Raw genomic sequence first — 16,753 nt, forward strand, 5'->3', positions numbered from 1 at the left:
TCATAAGGACGCTGTCATGCTGAAGATCTGGGGTCGCAGGAATTCGAGCAACGTACGCAAGGCGTTGTGGATCGCCCATGAGTTGGGGCTGAAGTTCGAATCGATCGACGCCGGTGGCGCGTTCGGTGTGGTCAACGAGCCTCATTACCGTGAACGCAATCCCAATGGCCTGGTGCCGATGCTCGAGGACGGCGACCTGGTGCTGTGGGAGTCCAACACCATCGTGCGTTACCTCAGTGCCGAATATGGCAGCGAGCAGGGCTGGTACCTGGCGAATCCGCGCCAGCGCGCCCAGGCGGACAAGTGGATGGACTGGACCACCTCGTCCTTCGCCGCGCCTTTCCGGCCGCTGTTCTGGGGCATCCTGCGCACGCCCGAGGACCAGCGTGACCGGGTGGCGATCGATGAGGCGCTGAAAAAGTGCGGCGAGTTGCTGGCGATCGCCGACCAGGCGCTGGCCACCCAGCCGTACCTCTCCGGCGAACGGATCGGCATGGGTGACATCCCTCTGGGCTGCTTTGCCTACGCCTGGTTCGAGATGCCCATCGAGCGCCCCGACCTGCCGCACCTGAAGGCCTGGTACGAGCGCCTGAAGGCACGCCCGGCCTATCAGGCTGCAGTGATGACCGCATTGACCTGATCGAACACCCCGCCTGTTTCGATAGTCACTATCGATACACATGACTGTACTTGTGCGGCCAGGCCTTGCACCATGGCCGCACTACTCACTGCGCCAGTGATACGACCTGGCGTGTCCTGAACCTTTTTCTTCGGTACGTGACCCGCTATGAGTTCTGCCCTGTCCATAAGACAGCTGACCAAGACCTACGGCAACGGCTTCCAGGCCCTCAAGGGCATCGACCTGGAAGTCGCCGAAGGTGACTTCTTCGCCTTGCTCGGCCCCAACGGCGCCGGCAAATCCACCACCATCGGCATTCTCTCGACCCTGGTGAACAAGACCAGCGGCACGGTCAACGTGTTCGGCCACGACCTGGACCGCCAGCCCGCCGCGCTCAAGCGCAGCATCGGCGTGGTGCCCCAGGAGTTCAACTTCAACCAGTTCGAGAAGACCTTCGACATCGTCGTCACCCAGGCCGGTTACTACGGTATCCCGCCGAAGCTGGCCAAGGAGCGCGCCGAGCAGTACCTCACCCAACTGGGCCTGTGGGACAAGCGCGACGTGCAGTCGCGTTCGTTGTCCGGCGGCATGAAGCGTCGCCTGATGATCGCCCGCGCGCTGATCCACGAGCCGCGCCTGCTGATTCTCGATGAGCCGACCGCAGGTGTGGACATCGAACTGCGTCGCTCGATGTGGAGCTTTCTCACCGAGCTGAACCAGCAAGGCATCACCATCATCCTGACCACCCACTACCTCGAGGAAGCCGAACAGCTGTGCCGTAACATCGGCATCATCGATCACGGCACCATCGTCGAGAACACCAGCATGCGCCAGTTGCTGGGCAAGCTGCATGTCGAGACCTTCGTCCTCGACCTGAGACAGGACCTGCCTGCCGCGCCGGTATTGCAGGGTTATCCGTGCCGGCTGATCACGCCGCATACCCTGGAAGTGCAGGTGGAAAAGGATATCGGCATCACCGCGCTGTTCGGCCAGCTGGCACTGCAGAACATCGAGGTGCAGAGCCTGCGCAACAAGACCAATCGACTCGAGGAGCTGTTCGTGGCCCTGGTGGAAAAGAATCTGTCGAAGGTGGCGGTATGAGTGTGGAACTGCGCACCAACTGGGTCGCCCTCAATACCATCGTCTACCGCGAAGTACGGCGCTTCCTGCGGATCTGGCCGCAGACGCTGCTGCCGCCGGCGATCACCATGGTTCTGTACTTCGTGATCTTCGGCAACCTGATCGGCCGGCAGATCGGCGACATGGGCGGCTTCACCTACATGGAGTACATCGTGCCGGGGCTGATCATGATGTCGGTGATCACCAACTCCTACGGCAACGTGGTGTCGAGCTTCTTCGGCAGCAAGTTCCAGCGCTCGATCGAGGAGCTGATGGTGTCGCCGGTCTCGCCGCACACCATCCTCGTCGGCTATACCCTTGGCGGTGTGCTGCGCGGCCTGGCGGTGGGCGTGATCGTCACCATCCTGTCGATGTTCTTCACCCACCTGCAGGTGCATCACCTGGGCGTGACCATCGTCGTGGTGCTGCTGACGGCAACCATCTTCTCGCTGCTGGGCTTCGTCAACGCGGTGTTCGCGCGCAACTTCGACGACATCTCGATCATCCCCACCTTCGTCCTGACGCCGCTGACCTACCTCGGGGGCGTGTTCTACTCGATCAACCTGCTGCCGCCGTTCTGGCAGACCGTGTCGTTGGCCAACCCGGTGCTGCACATGGTCAACTCGTTCCGCTACGGCATTCTAGGGGTGTCGGATATCAGCATTGGCACGGCGATCACCTTCATGCTGGTGGCGACCGCGGTGCTCTACACCTTGTGCGTCCGCCTGCTGGTCAGCGGTCGTGGCATGCGTGCATGAAACCCTGAGCTTGCGCCGGCGCCACTGCCGACCGACCCACCAGCGCCAGTAGAGCAGGGTGGCGAAGTAGGCGGCGACGCCGAGCAGCACGCCGCAGACCACCGACCCCAGCAGGAAGGGCTGCCAGACGGTGGAGAGCTGGTCGGTGATCCATTCGAAGGTCAGTTCCTCGGGCAGGGTGCGCGGGGGAATCTGCATCAGCCAGGCGCCGGTCATGTAGGTGACGAAGAACACCGGAGGCATGGTCAGCGGGTTGGTCAGCCAGACCAGGCTGACCGCGATCGGCAGGTTGCCGCGCACCGGGATCGCAAGGGCCGCGGCCAGCAGCATCTGCATGGGAATGGGAATGAGCGCCGCGAACAAGCCCACGCCCATGGCTCGCGCCACCGAATGGCGATTCAGGTGCCAGAGGTTGGGGTCGTGCAGCAACCTGCCAAAAAAACGTAAGGACTTGTGTTCGCGAATGCTGCTCGGATCCGGCATGTAGCGTTTGAAGAGGCGGCGCGGCATGTGGGCTCCCGGGGCTCGAATAGGGCGAGTATGCCCTGATTCCACAACAGCCTCGTTCAGAGTTTGTGACAATTGTTGAGTGAGCGTGCAGGGCAATTGCGCCTAGCCTGACCGGCGATCAATGCTTGCGGAGCTCTACTTCATGCGCACAGGGATGACTGCGCTGGTGCTCGGGCTGCTTGGCCTGGGCCTGTTGCCTGCCTTGCCGTCGGTCGGATGGCTGTGCCTGCTGCTGGTGTTGGCGCTGATGTGCCTGTGCAGCCGTGCCTGGCCGCTGGGCTGGTTGCTGCTGGGACTGAGCTGGGCCTGCTGGTCGGCGCACTCGGCACTGGCTGACCGGCTGGCGACCGAGCTTGACGGCCGTACCCTGTGGCTGGAGGGTCGGGTGGTGGGGTTGCCGGCGCAGTCCGGACGCAGCGTGCGTTTCGAGCTGGAAGGTGCGCAGTCGCGGCGCGCCGCGTTGCCTGGCCGTGTGCAACTGAGCTGGTTCGATGGGCCTGAAATCAAGGCGGGGGAGCGCTGGCGGCTGGCGGTCAATCTCCGGCGGCCGCAAGGGCTGCTCAACCCCCATGGCCCGGACCGCGAGGCGAGGCTGCTGGCGCAGCGCATCGGCGCCAGCGGAACGGTCAAGGCCGGAGAGCGCCTGGCTTCGGTTTCGGGTGGCTGGCGCGACCGCTTGCGCCAGCACCTGCTGGCGGTGGATGCGCAGGGGCGCGAAGCCGTGCTGGCGGCCTTGGTGCTGGGTGACGGTTCGGGCCTGGCCCGGGAGGACTGGCAGGCGTTGCAGGCGACCGGCACCGTGCACCTGATGGTGATTTCCGGTCAGCACATCGGCCTGCTGGCCGGGTTGGTGTACGCACTGGTTGCCGGGCTGGCCCGCCTGGGCGCCTGGCCTGGCCGATTGCCCTGGCTGCCGTGGGCCTGTGCCCTGTCGATGGCCGCGGCACTGGGTTATGGCGCCCTGGCCGGGTTCCAGGTGCCCGTGCAGCGCGCCTGCCTGATGCTCGCCACCGTGCTGGTCTGGCGCCTGCGCTTTCGGCACCTGGGGGCGTTCTTTCCCCTGCTGTTGGATCTGGCCGGCGTGTTGCTGATCGAGCCTCTGGCCAGCCTGTTGCCCGGGTTCTGGCTGTCGTTTGGCGCTGTAGCCACCCTGGTGTACTGCTTCAGCGGTCGCCTGGGTGGCTGGCGGCCCTGGCAGGCCTGGACCCGGGCCCAGTGGGTGATCGCCGTGGGGCTGTTGCCGCCACTGTTGGCGCTTGGGTTGCCTGTCAGTCTCACGGCGCCGCTGGTCAATCTGCTGGCCGTGCCCTGGGTCAGCCTGGCGGTGCTGCCACTGGCCCTGCTGGGCACGGTCCTGCTGCCGCTGCCCGGTGTCGGCGAAGCCTTGCTTTGGCTGGCGGGTGGCTTGATCGAGTTGATGTTTCGCCTGCTCGACCTGCTGGCGCAGTGGCAGCCGGCCTGGCTACCGCCACCGCTGGCTGGCTGGCGTTGGGGGCTGGTGTGCCTGGGGGCACTGCTGTTGCTGGCACCGCAGGGTGTGCCTTTGCGAGGGGTGGGGGCGCTGATGCTGGTGGCGCTGTGGGCGCCGCGCGAGCCTCTGGCGCATGGGCAGGTGGAGGTGTGGCACCTGGATGTCGGCCAGGGGCTGGCGGTGTTGTTGCGCACCCGTCATCACAGCCTGCTCTACGACAGCGGTCCGGCCTCCGGTTTCAGTGACCTGGGCGAGAGTGTGGTGCTGCCGACCCTGCGCAAGCTGGGCGTCGCGCAACTCGACCTGCTGGTGGTCAGCCATGCCCACGCCGACCATGCCGGCGGCGCTGGAGCGGTGCATCGCGGCCTGCCGGTGGTGCGTGTGCTTGCCGGCGAGCCGCAGGAGTTGCCTGCGGCGATGCAGGCGCAGGTGTGCAACAGTGGCGAGCGCTGGCAATGGGACGGAGTGACGTTCTTGCTCTGGCACTGGCCCGAGGGCAAGAGCAGCAACGATCGATCCTGCGTGCTGCTGGTCGAGGCGCAGGGCGAGCGCTTGCTGCTGGCCGGCGACATGGAGGCGGCGGCCGAGCGCGCCTGGCTGGCGGCAACCGATGCACCGCGCATCGACTGGCTGCAGTCGCCCCACCATGGCAGCCGCAGTTCGTCCACCGAGGCGTTGCTGCGGGCAACCGCGCCACGCGGCGTACTGATTTCCCGCGGCCGGCACAATGGTTTCGGTCACCCGCACCCGCAGGTCATCGAGCGCTACCGGCAGCATGGGCTGGCGATCCATGACACGGCGCAGGAAGGGGCTCTGCGCCTGTTGCTGGGCACGCACGGCGGGGTCGAGGGCCTGCGCGCCCAGCGGCGCTTCTGGCGTGATCCGCCAGTCACTGCCGTTGCGATGCCGTGAGCGATCCTCCTGGCAGCCACGGGTCCGCTGACCTTCGGCAGATGAGTGCCACCGGCGCCTATGGTAGAGTGGCGGCCTTTTTCAGGGGGATGCTTACTGTGTGGGAATTGGTCAAGTCCGGCGGCTGGATGATGCTGCCGATCATTCTGAGCTCCGTCGCAGCCATGGCGATCGTCGTCGAGCGCCTGTGGACCTTGCGCGCCAGTCGCGTCACGCCGCCGCACCTGCTCGGCCAGGTGTGGATGTGGATCAAGGACAAGCAACTGACCAGTGACAAGCTCAAGGCCCTGCGCGCCGACTCGCCGCTGGGCGAGATCCTCGCCGCAGGCCTGGCCAACTCCCGCCATGGCCGCGAGATCATGAAAGAGTGCATCGAGGAAGCCGCCTCCCGGGTCATCCACGAACTCGAGCGCTACATCAGCACCCTGGGCACCATCGCCGCGATGGCGCCGCTGCTCGGCCTGCTGGGCACCGTGCTGGGTATGATCGACATCTTCAGCGCCTTCATGGGCTCGCAGATGACCGCCAACGCCGCAGTACTGGCCGGAGGCATCTCCAAGGCCCTGGTGACCACCGCGGCCGGCCTGATGGTCGGCATCCCGGCGGTGTTCTTCCACCGTTTCCTGCTGCGCCGCATCGATGAGCTAGTGGTCGGCATGGAGCAGGAAGCGATCAAGCTGGTCGAGGTGCTGCAGGGCGACCGCGAGGTCGAGGTGGCCGGAGGCAAGGCGTGAAGTTCCGGCGCAATCGACAACGCGAGAACGTCGACATCAACCTGGCATCGCTGATCGATGTGGTGTTCGTGCTGCTGCTGTTCTTCGTGGTCACCACCACCTTCACCCGCGAGACACAGTTGCGCGTCGAACTGCCCGAGGCCGCCAGCGGCGCGCCGTCGTCGCCGCAGGATGGCAAGCTGGTCGAGGTCACCATCAGCGCCGACGGCGTGTACTCGGTCAACAACCACCTGCTGCCCAGGAGTGACCTGGCCACCCTGACCGAAGCCCTGGAGCGCGAGTCCGGTGGCGACAACACCTTGCCATTGGCCATCAGTGCCGACGGCAAGACCCCGCACCAGGCGGTGATCACTGCGATGGATGCTGCTGGCAAGCTGGGCTTCAGCCATCTGCGCATGACCACCGTCGAGGCGGCCCCGGGGACGCCCTGATGGCCTTCACCGACCGTCTGCTTGCCGCCTGGTACCAGGGACATCCGGCCCTGGCGCTGTTGCGCCCGCTCGAGGCCTTGTACCGGCGCGTGGTGATGCGCAAGCGAGCGCGCTTCCTCAGCGGCGAAAGCCCCGGTTATCGCGCCCCGGTGCCGGTGATCGTGGTGGGCAACATCACCGTTGGCGGGACCGGCAAGACGCCGATGATCCTCTGGCTGATCGAACACTGCCGGCGCCGTGGCCTCAAGGTTGGCGTGGTCAGTCGTGGCTACGGCGCCAGGCCGCCCCATTTCCCCTGGCGGGTGGCGGCTGACCAGCCGGCCGGCCAGGCTGGCGACGAGCCGCTGCTGATCGTCCAGCGTACCGGCGTGCCGCTGATGATCGACCCCGAGCGTTCCCGCGCCGTGCAGGCACTGTTGGCCAGCGAGCCGCTGGACCTGATCCTCTGCGATGACGGCATGCAGCACTATCGCCTGGCCCGCGACCTGGAGCTGGTGCTGATCGACGCAGCGCGCGGCCTGGGCAATGGCCGCTGCCTGCCGGCCGGGCCGTTGCGTGAGCCAGCCGAGCGCCTGGACGACGTCGGTGCCGTTCTGCACAACGGTGCGGCTGCCGACCCGCAAGGTGGCTTTGCCTTCGGCCTGCGTCCGAGTGCGCTGGTCAACCTGCGCAGCGGCCAGCGCCGTGGGCTGGACCATTTCCCCGCCGGGCAGGCCCTGCATGCAGTGGCCGGTATCGGCAACCCGCAACGTTTCTTCAACACCCTGCTGGGGCTAAACTGGCAGCCTGTGCCGCATCCTTTCGCCGACCATGCGCAGTTCGATGCCCGGAGCCTGACGTTCGACCCACCGCTGCCGCTGGTCATGACCGAAAAGGACGCGGTGAAATGCCGGGGCTTCGCTGCTGACGACTGGTGGTACCTGGCGGTCGACGCCGAACCCTCTCCGGCCTTCGTCACCTGGTTCGATGCGCAGCTGGCACGCCTGCTGCCCTGAGTCACTTTCACTTTCCGGCCTTTGGCCTCAAGGACCCCTCCATGGACACCAAACTGCTCGATATCCTGGCCTGCCCGATCACCAAGAGCCCGCTCAAGCTCAGCGCCGACAAGACCGAGCTGATCAGCAAGGCCGCGGGTCTTGCCTATCCGATCCGTGACGGCATCCCGGTGATGCTGGAGAGCGAGGCACGGACGCTGAGCGACGACGAGCGCCTGGACAAATGAGCGTGAACTTCACCGTGGTGATTCCCGCCCGGCTGCGCTCCACACGCCTGCCGGGCAAGCCGTTGTTGTCGATCGCCGGCAAGCCTATGGTTCAGCATGTCTGGGAGCAGGCACGCAAGAGCGGGGCTGGCCGCGTGGTCATTGCGACTGACGACGACAGCATCTTCGAAGCCTGCCAGGCTTTCGGCGCCGAGGTACTGATGACTCGCGCCGACCATGAGTCGGGGACTGATCGTCTGGCCGAAGTGGTCGCGCACCTGGGCCTGCCGGCCGATGCCATCGTGGTCAACGTGCAGGGCGACGAACCGCTGATCCCGCCGGTGATCATCGACCAGGTGGCCGCCAACCTGGCGGCTCACCCGGAAGCGGGCATCGCGACCCTGGCCGAGCCCATCCACGCGCCGCACGCGGTGTTCAACCCCAATGCGGTCAAGGTGGTCAGTGACAAGAATGGCCTGGCCCTGACCTTCAGTCGCGCGCCGCTGCCCTGGGCACGTGATGCCTTTGCCTGCGGCCAGGACGTGCTGCCCGAGGGTGTGCCGTACCGTCGCCATATCGGCATGTATGCCTACCGTGTCGGCTTCCTCCAGGACTTCGTCGGCTGGGGGCCGTGCTGGCTCGAGCAGACCGAGGCGCTGGAGCAGTTGCGGGCGTTGTGGCACGGCGTGCGCATTCACGTCGAGGACGCTATCGAAGCGCCTGCCGTGGGTGTCGACACCCCTGAAGACCTGGAGCGCGTACGGCGCTTGCTGGAGGCCTGATGCGCGTATTGTTCGTCTGCCTGGGCAATATCTGCCGTTCACCCACCGCCGAAGGCGTATTGCGCCATCAGTTGCAGGCAGCCGGGCTCGCCGAGCGCGTGCATGTCGCCTCTGCCGGCACCGGTGACTGGCACGTGGGCGAGCCCCCCGACCGGCGGACCTGCCAGGCTGCCCTGACGCGCGGCTACGACCTGTCCAGCCAACGTGCCCAGCAGGTCGAGGTGGCTCACTTTGCCGACTACGACCTGATCCTGGCCATGGACGAGAGCAATCTGGGCAACCTGCAGGCACTGCGTCCGCAAGGTGCCCGTGGCGAACTCGACCTGTTCCTGCGCCGCTATGGCGCGGCGCTGGACGAGGTGCCAGACCCTTACTATGGCGGCGCCGAAGGCTTCGAGCAGGTCCTGGACCTGATCGAGGCGGCGTGCCGGGAACTGGTCGTGGAAATCAAGGGGCGGTTATGACGGCGCAATGGCAGGAGCGGGTATCGCTCAAGCCTTACAACACCTTCGGCATCGACGTCAGCGCACGCTGCTTCACCCAGGCCCGTGATGACGGCGAAGTGCGTGCAGCGCTGGCACTGGCGGCGCAACGGCAGTTGCCGGTGCTGGTGGTCGGCGGCGGCAGCAATCTGCTGCTGACCCGCGATGTCGAGGCTCTGGTCCTGCACATGGCCAGTCGTGGCCGGCGCATCCTCAGTGATGACGGCGAGCGGGTCGTGGTCGAGGCCGAGGCCGGTGAGCCCTGGCACCCCTTCGTGCAATGGAGCCTGGCGCAGGGCCTGTGTGGCCTGGAGAACCTGAGCCTGATTCCGGGTACGGTCGGGGCGGCGCCCATGCAGAACGTCGGTGCCTACGGCGTGGAGATCAAGGATGTGTTCGCCGGGCTGACCGCCCTGGACCGCGAATCCGGTGAGCTGCGTGATTTGAGCCTGGACGAGTGCGACTTTGCCTACCGCGACAGCGTGTTCAAGCGCAGCCCCGGCCGCTGGCTGATCCTGCGTGTCCGCTTCGTGCTGAGTCGTACACTGCGCGCGCATCTGGACTACGGGCCGGTGCGCCAGCGTCTGCAGGAGCAGGGCGTGCAGGTGGTGACGGCACAGGCCATCAGCGATGCCATCTGCAGTATCCGCCGCGAAAAGCTGCCGGATCCGGCTGAACTGGGCAACGCCGGAAGCTTCTTCAAGAACCCGGTGGTGACCGCGCACCTGGCCGAACGGATTCGGGCACGCCATCCGAGCCTGGTCGCTTATCCCCAGCCCGAAGGGCAGGTCAAGCTGGCGGCCGGCTGGTTGATCGAGCAGGCGGGCTGGAAAGGCTACCGCGAAGGCGATGCCGGTGTGCACCGCTTGCAGTCACTGGTGCTGGTCAACCATGGGCAGGCGAGTGGAGCCCAGGTGTACGCGTTGGCGCAGCGGATCCAGGCCGATATCCTCGACAGGTTCGGGGTCGAACTGGAGATGGAGCCGAACCTGTACTGACCGCTCGCGACGTACAGACGTACAAAAGAAAAACCCCCGCCAGTTCGCACTGGCGGGGGTTTTTCATTCAGCGACCGGAATCAACCGTGGTGAGGCTTGTGCTCATTCTCGGTGGTTTCCAGTGCCGGAGCGGCTTCAGCGGCTGCCTGGGCTGCCGCGGCGGCAGCTGCTTCGGCTTCACGCTTGCGGCGGCGCACTTCACGCGGGTCGTTCGGCGCACGGCCGTTGGACAGCATGACAGTGGCAGGCTCCTCGACAACAGGGGCCTCGACCGGCGCTGGCTCGACCACTGCAGGCGCAGGCTCGACCGCGACTTCTGGCTGGGCTTCGATCACCGGCGCTGGCTGCTCGGCAGCTGGAGCAGCTTCGATCACCACCGGAGCCTGTTCGACTTCAGCGGTTTCGACTGCCGGGGCCTGAAGCGGTGCCTCAACCTCCACGACTTCGGCTTCGGCCTTCACCGCTGGCTCGACGGCAGGGGCTTCTTCGACCACCGGCTGTGGAGCAACCTCGACCACTGGTTCGGCAGTCGCTTGTACCACGGCGACCGGCTCGCTGAGCGGCTGCTCGACCACTGGGGCCACAGCCACGTCTTTGGCCTTGGCGACAGCTTGGGTCTGCTCGGCCTGTTCAGCCTGCTCGACCGACGGGGTGGCTTCGCTGTTGTCGACTGCTGGAGTCGAGACTTCAGCGGTGGCGCGCTCGGCCTGCTGGTTGGCCTGGGCTTCGGCGTCGCTGCTGATGTTGCTGGTGGCAACGGCGGCAGTCACGGCCAGGCCGGCAGCCAGTTCGGCACCCAGCTCGGTGGCCTGGTGCTGTTGCGGCTGTTCCTCGCTGCCGTCTTCTTCGCCGCCGTCGATCAGCTCGCCGTTGGCGTTGCGCTGGCGTTCACGACGATTGCTGCGACGACGCTGGCCACGGGAGCGGCGGCGTGGGCGCTCGCCATCGGTGCCTTCCTGCTCGTCCTGCAGCAATTCTTCGTTCGGCAGTTGCTCTTCGGCCAGCTCGGCAGCCTGTTCAGCCGCTTCTTCGCCGACGCGAGGCTGACGCTCCTCGCGGGGTGGGCGCGGCGCACGTTCTTCACGCGGAGCGCGTTCCTCGCGTGGGGCACGTTCTTCACGAGGAGCACGTTCTTCGCGCGGGGCGCGTTCTTCACGTGGAGCACGTTCTTCGCGAGGTGCGCGCTCTTCACGAGGAGCACGTTCTTCGCGTGGCGCACGCTCTTCACGCGGGGCGCGTTCTTCGCGGGCTACACGCTCTTCACGCGGCTGGCGTTCTTCACGTTCTGCCGGTGGGGTAGCATCCAGTGGCTCACGCAGTTCACGTACGCGCTCTTCGCCACGGTTGCCACGGCGGTCTTCGCGTGGCTGGCGTGGTGCACGTTCCTCGCGTGGTGCGCGCTCTTCACGTGGGGCGCGTTCTTCACGCGGAGCACGCTCATTGCGTTCTTCACGTGGCGCGCGCTCGCTGCGCTCTTCGCGCGGCTTGCGGTCTTCGTCGCGGCGGCCGTTGCGGTTACGGCTCTGCTGGCGACCGTTGCGACGCTCCTCGTTGCGCTGGGTGCGCTCGGCGGCAGGCTTCTCCGGGCTGGCAGCCGGTGCGACCACAGGCTCTTCCTTGCCGGCGAACAGGCTGACCAGCGACTTGACCAGGCCCTTGAACAGGCTCGGCTCGGGGGCGGCGACAGGCGCCGGGGCCGGAGCGGAGGGCGCCTGTTCGACGCTTGCGCTCGGTTCCGGGGCATTGGCGCGGGCCGGTGCGGTCTTCACCGCGGCCTCCTGGCGAACCAGGGTGCGGGTCGCGGTCGGCTGCGGCGCTTCCTCGGTTTCGCTGGTGGCGATTTCGTAGCTGGACTGGTTGTTCAGCACGTCCGGATTGTCGTCGCGCAGGCGCTGGACTTCGAAGTGCGGGGTTTCCAGGTGATCGTTCGGCAGGATGATGATCCGTGCACGGGTGCGCAGTTCGATCTTGGTGATCGAGTTGCGTTTCTCGTTGAGCAGGAAGGCGGCTACCGGGATCGGTACCTGGGCGCGGACCTCGGCGGTACGGTCCTTCAGGGCTTCTTCCTCGATCAGGCGCAGGATCGCCAGCGACAGCGATTCGACGTCACGGATGATGCCGGTACCGGAGCAGCGAGGGCAGACGATGCCGCTGCTTTCGCCCAGCGACGGACGCAGGCGCTGACGCGACATCTCCAGCAGGCCGAAGCGCGAGATGCGACCGACCTGGACGCGGGCGCGGTCGGCTTCGAGGCATTCGCGTACGCGTTCCTCGACGGCGCGCTGGTTCTTCGCCGGGGTCATGTCGATGAAGTCGATGACGATCAGGCCGCCGATGTCACGCAGGCGCAGCTGGCGGGCGATTTCCTCGGCCGCTTCCAGGTTGGTCTGCAGGGCGGTTTCCTCGATGTCGCTGCCTTTGGTGGCGCGCGCCGAGTTGATGTCGATGGAGACCAGGGCCTCGGTCGGGTCGATGACGATCGAGCCACCGGAAGGCAGGTCGACCACGCGCTGGAAGGCGGTCTCGATCTGGCTTTCGATCTGGAAGCGGTTGAACAGCGGGACGCTGTCTTCGTACAGCTTGACCTTGCTGGCGTACTGCGGCATCACCTGGCGGATGAAGGTCAGGGCTTCTTCCTGGGCATCGATGCTGTCGATCAGCACTTCGCCGATGTCCTGGCGCAGGTAGTCGCGGATGGCGCGGATGATGACGTTGCTTTCCTGGTAGATCAGGAAGGGGGCGACGCGATCCTGGGACGCTTCCTTGATGGCGGTCCACAGTTGCAGCAGGTAGTCGAGGTCCCACTGCATTTCTTCGCTGCTGCGGCCCAGGCCGGCGGTGCGCACGATCAGGCCCATGTCGCCCGGTACGGTCAGGCCGTTGAGGGCTTCGCGCAGTTCGTTGCGTTCTTCGCCTTCGATGCGGCGGGAGATGCCGCCGGCGCGGGGATTGTTGGGCATCAGCACCAGGTAACGGCCGGCGAGGCTGATGAAGGTGGTCAGGGCGGCGCCCTTGTTGCCACGTTCTTCCTTCTCGACCTGGACGATGACTTCCTGGCCTTCGCTCAGTACTTCCTTGATGTTCACCCGGCCTTCAGGGGACTTCTTGAAGTACTCGCGGGAAATTTCCTTCAGCGGCAGGAAGCCGTGACGTTCGGAACCGAAGTCGACGAAAGCGGCTTCGAGGCTGGGTTCGATGCGGGTGATCTTGCCCTTGTAGATGTTGGCCTTTTTCTGCTCACGGGCACCGGATTCGATATCCAGGTCGTAGAGGCGCTGGCCATCCACCAGGGCTACACGCAACTCTTCGGGTTGAGTCGCGTTAATCAGCATTCTTTTCATGTTGTACCGTCGGTTTCCGGGCTGCCGGAAACGGCGTTCGGCACACACGACTTCTCATGGTCGGTGCCAAGGTGCGCAAAGGGTGGCGTACCACCCCCGTGTCCAGCGACGTTCGGCACCAGCCGGTTGCCCAGCCTGCCGTTGTCGCGACGACGCGTCCTGTTTGCTGCGGTGCCTATCGCACTCAGTCAGGAGGAGGAATCAGCCGAGGGCCGTGGACGCCTCTGGGGCATCTGCAAACACCGGTTCCGCTCGCCGGGCCATTACAGTGGGCCGGTGGCCGGCCGTGCTGCACGGTCCGGGCTGTACATCTCCACCCTGCACGTATCCCTGATAATTCGGGTGCTGCCGCGCGCTGAATCCGCAACGGGTTGCATTTTTCGCCAGCGCCGTTTCTGGGCTGACGCCATTCATGTCCAAGGCTGGTGTTTCCGAAGCATTCGCCAGGCGCTGCACGGAAGCGACGAGGCGGGGCAGGGGCATGCGAAAAAGAACAGGAGGGAGGTGAGACACCGCACTTGTCGTTTTTTTTCGTTCTTCTCTGCTCGGCGCTGGTGGCGATTCCAGGCATTTCGGTAAACTGGCGAAAACCCCGTCGGACGGCCTCGCGTCCTCGAGAATTGCGTTGGTCAGGGCCGGTTCGAAACCGTGCGGTACTGACCTACCGCTTTTGGCGGCGTTCGCGACTATAGCAGTAATGATTAAGTGCTTCAATTCCATAAAAAATTGTTATGATCCAGCCATGACGACCAATAATCCCCCGACTTCCGGCGTTCAGCTGATCGAAGTCGCGCCGGAACTTGCCGGCCAGCGCATCGACAACTTCCTCATCACGGCCCTCAAGGGCGTGCCCAAGACCCTGGTCTACCGCATCCTGCGCAAGGGCGAGGTGCGGGTGAACAAGGGCCGCATCAAGCCCGAATACAAGCTGCAGGCCGGCGACATCGTACGGGTACCGCCCGTCCGGTTGCCCGAGCGCGACGAGCCTGCGCCCGTCGCCCAGGGCCTGTTGCAGCGCCTGGAGGCGGCGATCGTCTACGAAGACAAGGCGCTGATCGTGATGAACAAGCCGGCCGGTATCGCCGTGCATGGCGGCAGCGGCCTGAGCTTCGGCGTGATCGAGGCGCTGCGCCAGTTGCGTCCGGATGCCAAGGAGCTCGAGCTGGTGCATCGCCTGGACCGTGACACCTCGGGCCTGCTGATGATCGCCAAGAAACGCAGCATGCTGCGCCACCTGCACGCGGCCCTGCGCGGCGATGGTGTCGACAAGCGCTACATGGCCTTGGTGCGCGGGCACTGGCCGACCTCGAAGAAGCAGGTCAACGCCCCGTTGCAGAAGAGCAACCTGCGCTCCGGCGAGCGCATGGTCGAGGTCGATGACGAAGGCAAGGAAGCGCTGACCCTGTTCCGCGTACTGCGCCGCTTCGGCGAGTTCGCCACTATGGTCGAGGCGCGTCCGATCACTGGCCGTACCCACCAGATTCGCGTACATACGCTGCACGCTGGCCACATGATTGCCGGCGACAACAAATATGGCGATGAAGATTTCAGTCGCGAGATCCGCGACCTGGGCGGCAAGCGCCTGTTCCTGCATGCCTACGCGCTGACCGTGCCGCTGCCCGACGGCGGCGAGCTCAAGCTCGAGGCTCCGGTCGACGATATGTGGGCCAAGACCGTGGAGCGCCTGAGTGCGACCTGACCTGACGAAAAAGCCCTACGACCTGCTGATCTTCGATTGGGACGGCACCCTGGCCGACTCCATCGGTCGCATCGTCGAGGCCATGAATGTCGCCGCCGAGCGTGCCGGTGAGGCGGCCAGTGCCGAGCATGCGGTCAAGGGCATCATCGGCCTGGCGCTGAGCGAGGCGATTTCGGTGCTCTACCCGCATCTGGACGAGCATCAGGTCCAGGTGTTCCGTCAGCACTACGCCGATATCTACATGGCGCTGGACGAGCAGCCCTCGCCGCTGTTCGAGGGTGTGGTGGAATCGCTGGAAGCCTTCCGCGGCGAGGGGTATCGTCTGGCAGTGGCCACCGGCAAGGCGCGTCGTGGCCTGGATCGGGTGCTCAAGGCCAATGGCTGGGAAGGGTATTTCGATATCACTCGCGCTGCCGACGAGACCCGTGGCAAGCCCCACCCGCTGATGCTCGAAGAGATTCTCGGTCATTGCCGGGTCGAACCTGGCAGGGCGCTGATGGTCGGAGATTCGGCATTCGATCTGCAGATGGCCAGCAATGCCGGCATGCACTCGGTTGCGGTGGGTTATGGCGCGATGTCGTTGCAGGCGTTGAGCGAATTCGGCCCGCAGGTGTGCATCGAGCATTTTTCACAGTTGCGCGAGTGGCTGGCTGGTTCGCGCAGCTTCAACTCCAAGGTAGGTGAGCATGGCTGACGAGTGGAAGGCGCCCGAATCCGAAGGCGCAGCGCAGGACAAGGAAGAGCGCAAGAGCTGGAAGCTGCTCGAGAAGACCCTCCTGGCGGGGGTTCAGGAGCAGCGTCGGGCGCGGCGCTGGGGGATTTTCTTCAAGCTGCTGACCTTCCTCTACCTGTTCGGCATCCTTTTCCTGTTCTCGTCGTTCATGGACATGGAGAGCACTGCCTCGCGCAGTGCCAGCCATACCGCGCTGGTGGAAGTGCGCGGTGTGATCGCCGATCAGGAGGCGGCCAGCGCCGACAACATCATCAAGAGCCTGCGCGAGGCGTTCAAGGACGCCAAGACCAAGGCCGTGGTGATGCGGATCAACAGTCCGGGCGGCAGTCCGGTGCAGGCAGGCTATGTGTATGACGAGATCCGCCGCCTGCGCACCGAGTACCCGGCCATCAAGCTGTATGCGGTGATTACCGACCTGGGGGCTTCCGGTGCCTACTACATCGCCAGTGCGGCGGACGAGATCTATGCCGACAAGGCCAGCCTGGTCGGCTCCATCGGAGTGACGGCGGCGGGTTACGGGTTTGTCGGCGCCATGGAGAAGCTCGGTGTCGAGCGTCGCGCCTACACCTCCGGCGAGCACAAGGCGTTCCTCGATCCGTTCTCGCCGCAGAAACCGGAAGAGACGGCGTTCTGGCAGGGTGTGCTGGATACCACGCACAACCAGTTCATCGCCATGGTCAAGCAGGGTCGTGGCGAGCGCCTCAAGGACAAGGAGCATCCCGAGCTGTTCAGTGGCCTGATCTGGTCGGGCGAGCAGGCCAAGGCCCTGGGGCTGGTCGATGGCCTGGGCAGCGCCAGTTACGTGGCGCGCGACATCGTCGGCGAGAAGGAACTGGTGGACTTCACCGTGCAGGAGTCGCCTTTCGATCGTTTCTCCAAACGCCTCGGTGCCAGCGTGGCCGAACATCTGGCCATGTGGATGGGCTTCCAGGGGCCCTCCCTGCGCTGAATGACCAAGGGGGC

The 16,753-nt window shown here is 65.5% G+C and carries 16 protein-coding genes; 14 read left to right on the forward strand and 2 right to left on the reverse strand.

Annotation, left to right across the window (positions count from 1 at the left end):
* Positions 1-16 precede the first annotated feature (16 nt).
* The 3 genes from AC1TXO_RS08240 (at position 17) to AC1TXO_RS08250 (ending at position 2,496) form a co-directional block, all read left to right on the forward strand.
* Positions 17-640: a glutathione S-transferase gene (locus tag AC1TXO_RS08240; protein WP_486405854.1), complete on the forward strand. Its 624-nt coding sequence runs from the start codon at positions 17-19 to the stop codon at positions 638-640.
* Between the two features lie 147 nt (positions 641-787).
* Complete coding sequence (locus AC1TXO_RS08245; protein ID WP_486405855.1) at positions 788-1,720, forward strand: ABC transporter ATP-binding protein; 933 nt, start codon at positions 788-790, stop codon at positions 1,718-1,720.
* Complete coding sequence (locus AC1TXO_RS08250; protein WP_486405856.1) at positions 1,717-2,496, forward strand: ABC transporter permease; 780 nt, start codon at positions 1,717-1,719, stop codon at positions 2,494-2,496. Before AC1TXO_RS08245 ends, AC1TXO_RS08250 begins: the two co-directional genes overlap by 4 nt.
* Here the strand turns inward: AC1TXO_RS08250 and AC1TXO_RS08255 are convergent.
* Positions 2,380-3,006 carry a DUF2062 domain-containing protein gene (locus AC1TXO_RS08255; protein WP_486405857.1) on the reverse strand — a complete coding sequence of 209 codons (627 nt, stop codon included), beginning with the start codon at positions 3,004-3,006 and terminating at the stop codon, positions 2,380-2,382. The genes AC1TXO_RS08250 and AC1TXO_RS08255 overlap by 117 nt on opposite strands.
* Positions 3,007-3,148: 142 nt before the next feature.
* Between AC1TXO_RS08255 and AC1TXO_RS08260 the strand changes: the two genes are divergently transcribed.
* From AC1TXO_RS08260 to murB, 8 genes are all read left to right on the forward strand, one after another.
* Positions 3,149-5,389: a DNA internalization-related competence protein ComEC/Rec2 gene (locus AC1TXO_RS08260; RefSeq protein WP_486405858.1), complete on the forward strand. Its 2,241-nt coding sequence runs from the start codon at positions 3,149-3,151 to the stop codon at positions 5,387-5,389.
* Positions 5,390-5,487: 98 nt separating this feature from the next.
* Positions 5,488-6,123, forward strand: a complete 636-nt coding sequence (locus AC1TXO_RS08265; RefSeq protein WP_054893125.1) for a MotA/TolQ/ExbB proton channel family protein — start codon at positions 5,488-5,490, stop codon at positions 6,121-6,123.
* Complete coding sequence (locus AC1TXO_RS08270) at positions 6,120-6,554, forward strand: ExbD/TolR family protein (protein ID WP_486405859.1); 435 nt, start codon at positions 6,120-6,122, stop codon at positions 6,552-6,554. The genes AC1TXO_RS08265 and AC1TXO_RS08270 overlap by 4 nt, the downstream gene beginning before the upstream one ends.
* Entirely contained in the window at positions 6,554-7,549 is a 996-nt protein-coding gene (lpxK, locus tag AC1TXO_RS08275; RefSeq protein ID WP_486405860.1) for a tetraacyldisaccharide 4'-kinase, read from the forward strand. The genes AC1TXO_RS08270 and lpxK overlap by 1 nt, the downstream gene beginning before the upstream one ends.
* Positions 7,550-7,590: 41 nt before the next feature.
* The gene (locus AC1TXO_RS08280; RefSeq protein WP_486405861.1) at positions 7,591-7,776 is read left to right on the forward strand and encodes a Trm112 family protein; all 186 of its coding nucleotides are present in this window, start codon (positions 7,591-7,593) and stop codon (positions 7,774-7,776) included.
* A complete protein-coding gene (kdsB, locus tag AC1TXO_RS08285; RefSeq protein ID WP_486405862.1) occupies positions 7,773-8,537 on the forward strand; it encodes a 3-deoxy-manno-octulosonate cytidylyltransferase in 765 nt (254 codons plus the stop codon). The genes AC1TXO_RS08280 and kdsB overlap by 4 nt, the downstream gene beginning before the upstream one ends.
* Positions 8,537-9,001, forward strand: coding sequence for a low molecular weight protein-tyrosine-phosphatase (locus AC1TXO_RS08290; RefSeq protein WP_486405863.1), 465 nt, complete (start codon positions 8,537-8,539; stop codon positions 8,999-9,001). The genes kdsB and AC1TXO_RS08290 overlap by 1 nt, the downstream gene beginning before the upstream one ends.
* The gene (gene murB / locus AC1TXO_RS08295; RefSeq protein WP_486405864.1) at positions 8,998-10,017 is read left to right on the forward strand and encodes a UDP-N-acetylmuramate dehydrogenase; all 1,020 of its coding nucleotides are present in this window, start codon (positions 8,998-9,000) and stop codon (positions 10,015-10,017) included. Before AC1TXO_RS08290 ends, murB begins: the two co-directional genes overlap by 4 nt.
* 80 nt (positions 10,018-10,097) lie before the next feature.
* Here murB and rne read toward each other — a convergent pair whose 3' ends face one another.
* Positions 10,098-13,358 carry a ribonuclease E gene (gene rne / locus AC1TXO_RS08300; RefSeq protein WP_486405865.1) on the reverse strand — a complete coding sequence of 1,087 codons (3,261 nt, stop codon included), beginning with the start codon at positions 13,356-13,358 and terminating at the stop codon, positions 10,098-10,100.
* 742 nt (positions 13,359-14,100) lie between these two features.
* Between rne and rluC the strand changes: the two genes are divergently transcribed.
* Genes rluC through AC1TXO_RS08315 form a run of 3 tightly spaced genes read left to right on the forward strand, consistent with a single transcriptional unit; the run spans position 14,101 to position 16,739 of the window.
* Positions 14,101-15,057, forward strand: coding sequence for a 23S rRNA pseudouridine(955/2504/2580) synthase RluC (gene rluC / locus AC1TXO_RS08305; RefSeq protein ID WP_486405866.1), 957 nt, complete (start codon positions 14,101-14,103; stop codon positions 15,055-15,057).
* Positions 15,047-15,751 carry an HAD family hydrolase gene (locus AC1TXO_RS08310; RefSeq protein WP_486405867.1) on the forward strand — a complete coding sequence of 235 codons (705 nt, stop codon included), beginning with the start codon at positions 15,047-15,049 and terminating at the stop codon, positions 15,749-15,751. The genes rluC and AC1TXO_RS08310 overlap by 11 nt, the downstream gene beginning before the upstream one ends.
* A complete protein-coding gene (locus tag AC1TXO_RS08315; RefSeq protein ID WP_486405868.1) occupies positions 15,744-16,739 on the forward strand; it encodes a S49 family peptidase in 996 nt (331 codons plus the stop codon). Before AC1TXO_RS08310 ends, AC1TXO_RS08315 begins: the two co-directional genes overlap by 8 nt.
* The last annotated feature ends 14 nt before the right edge of the window (positions 16,740-16,753 follow it).

Source organism: Pseudomonas sp. FA117 (assembly GCF_057370475.1).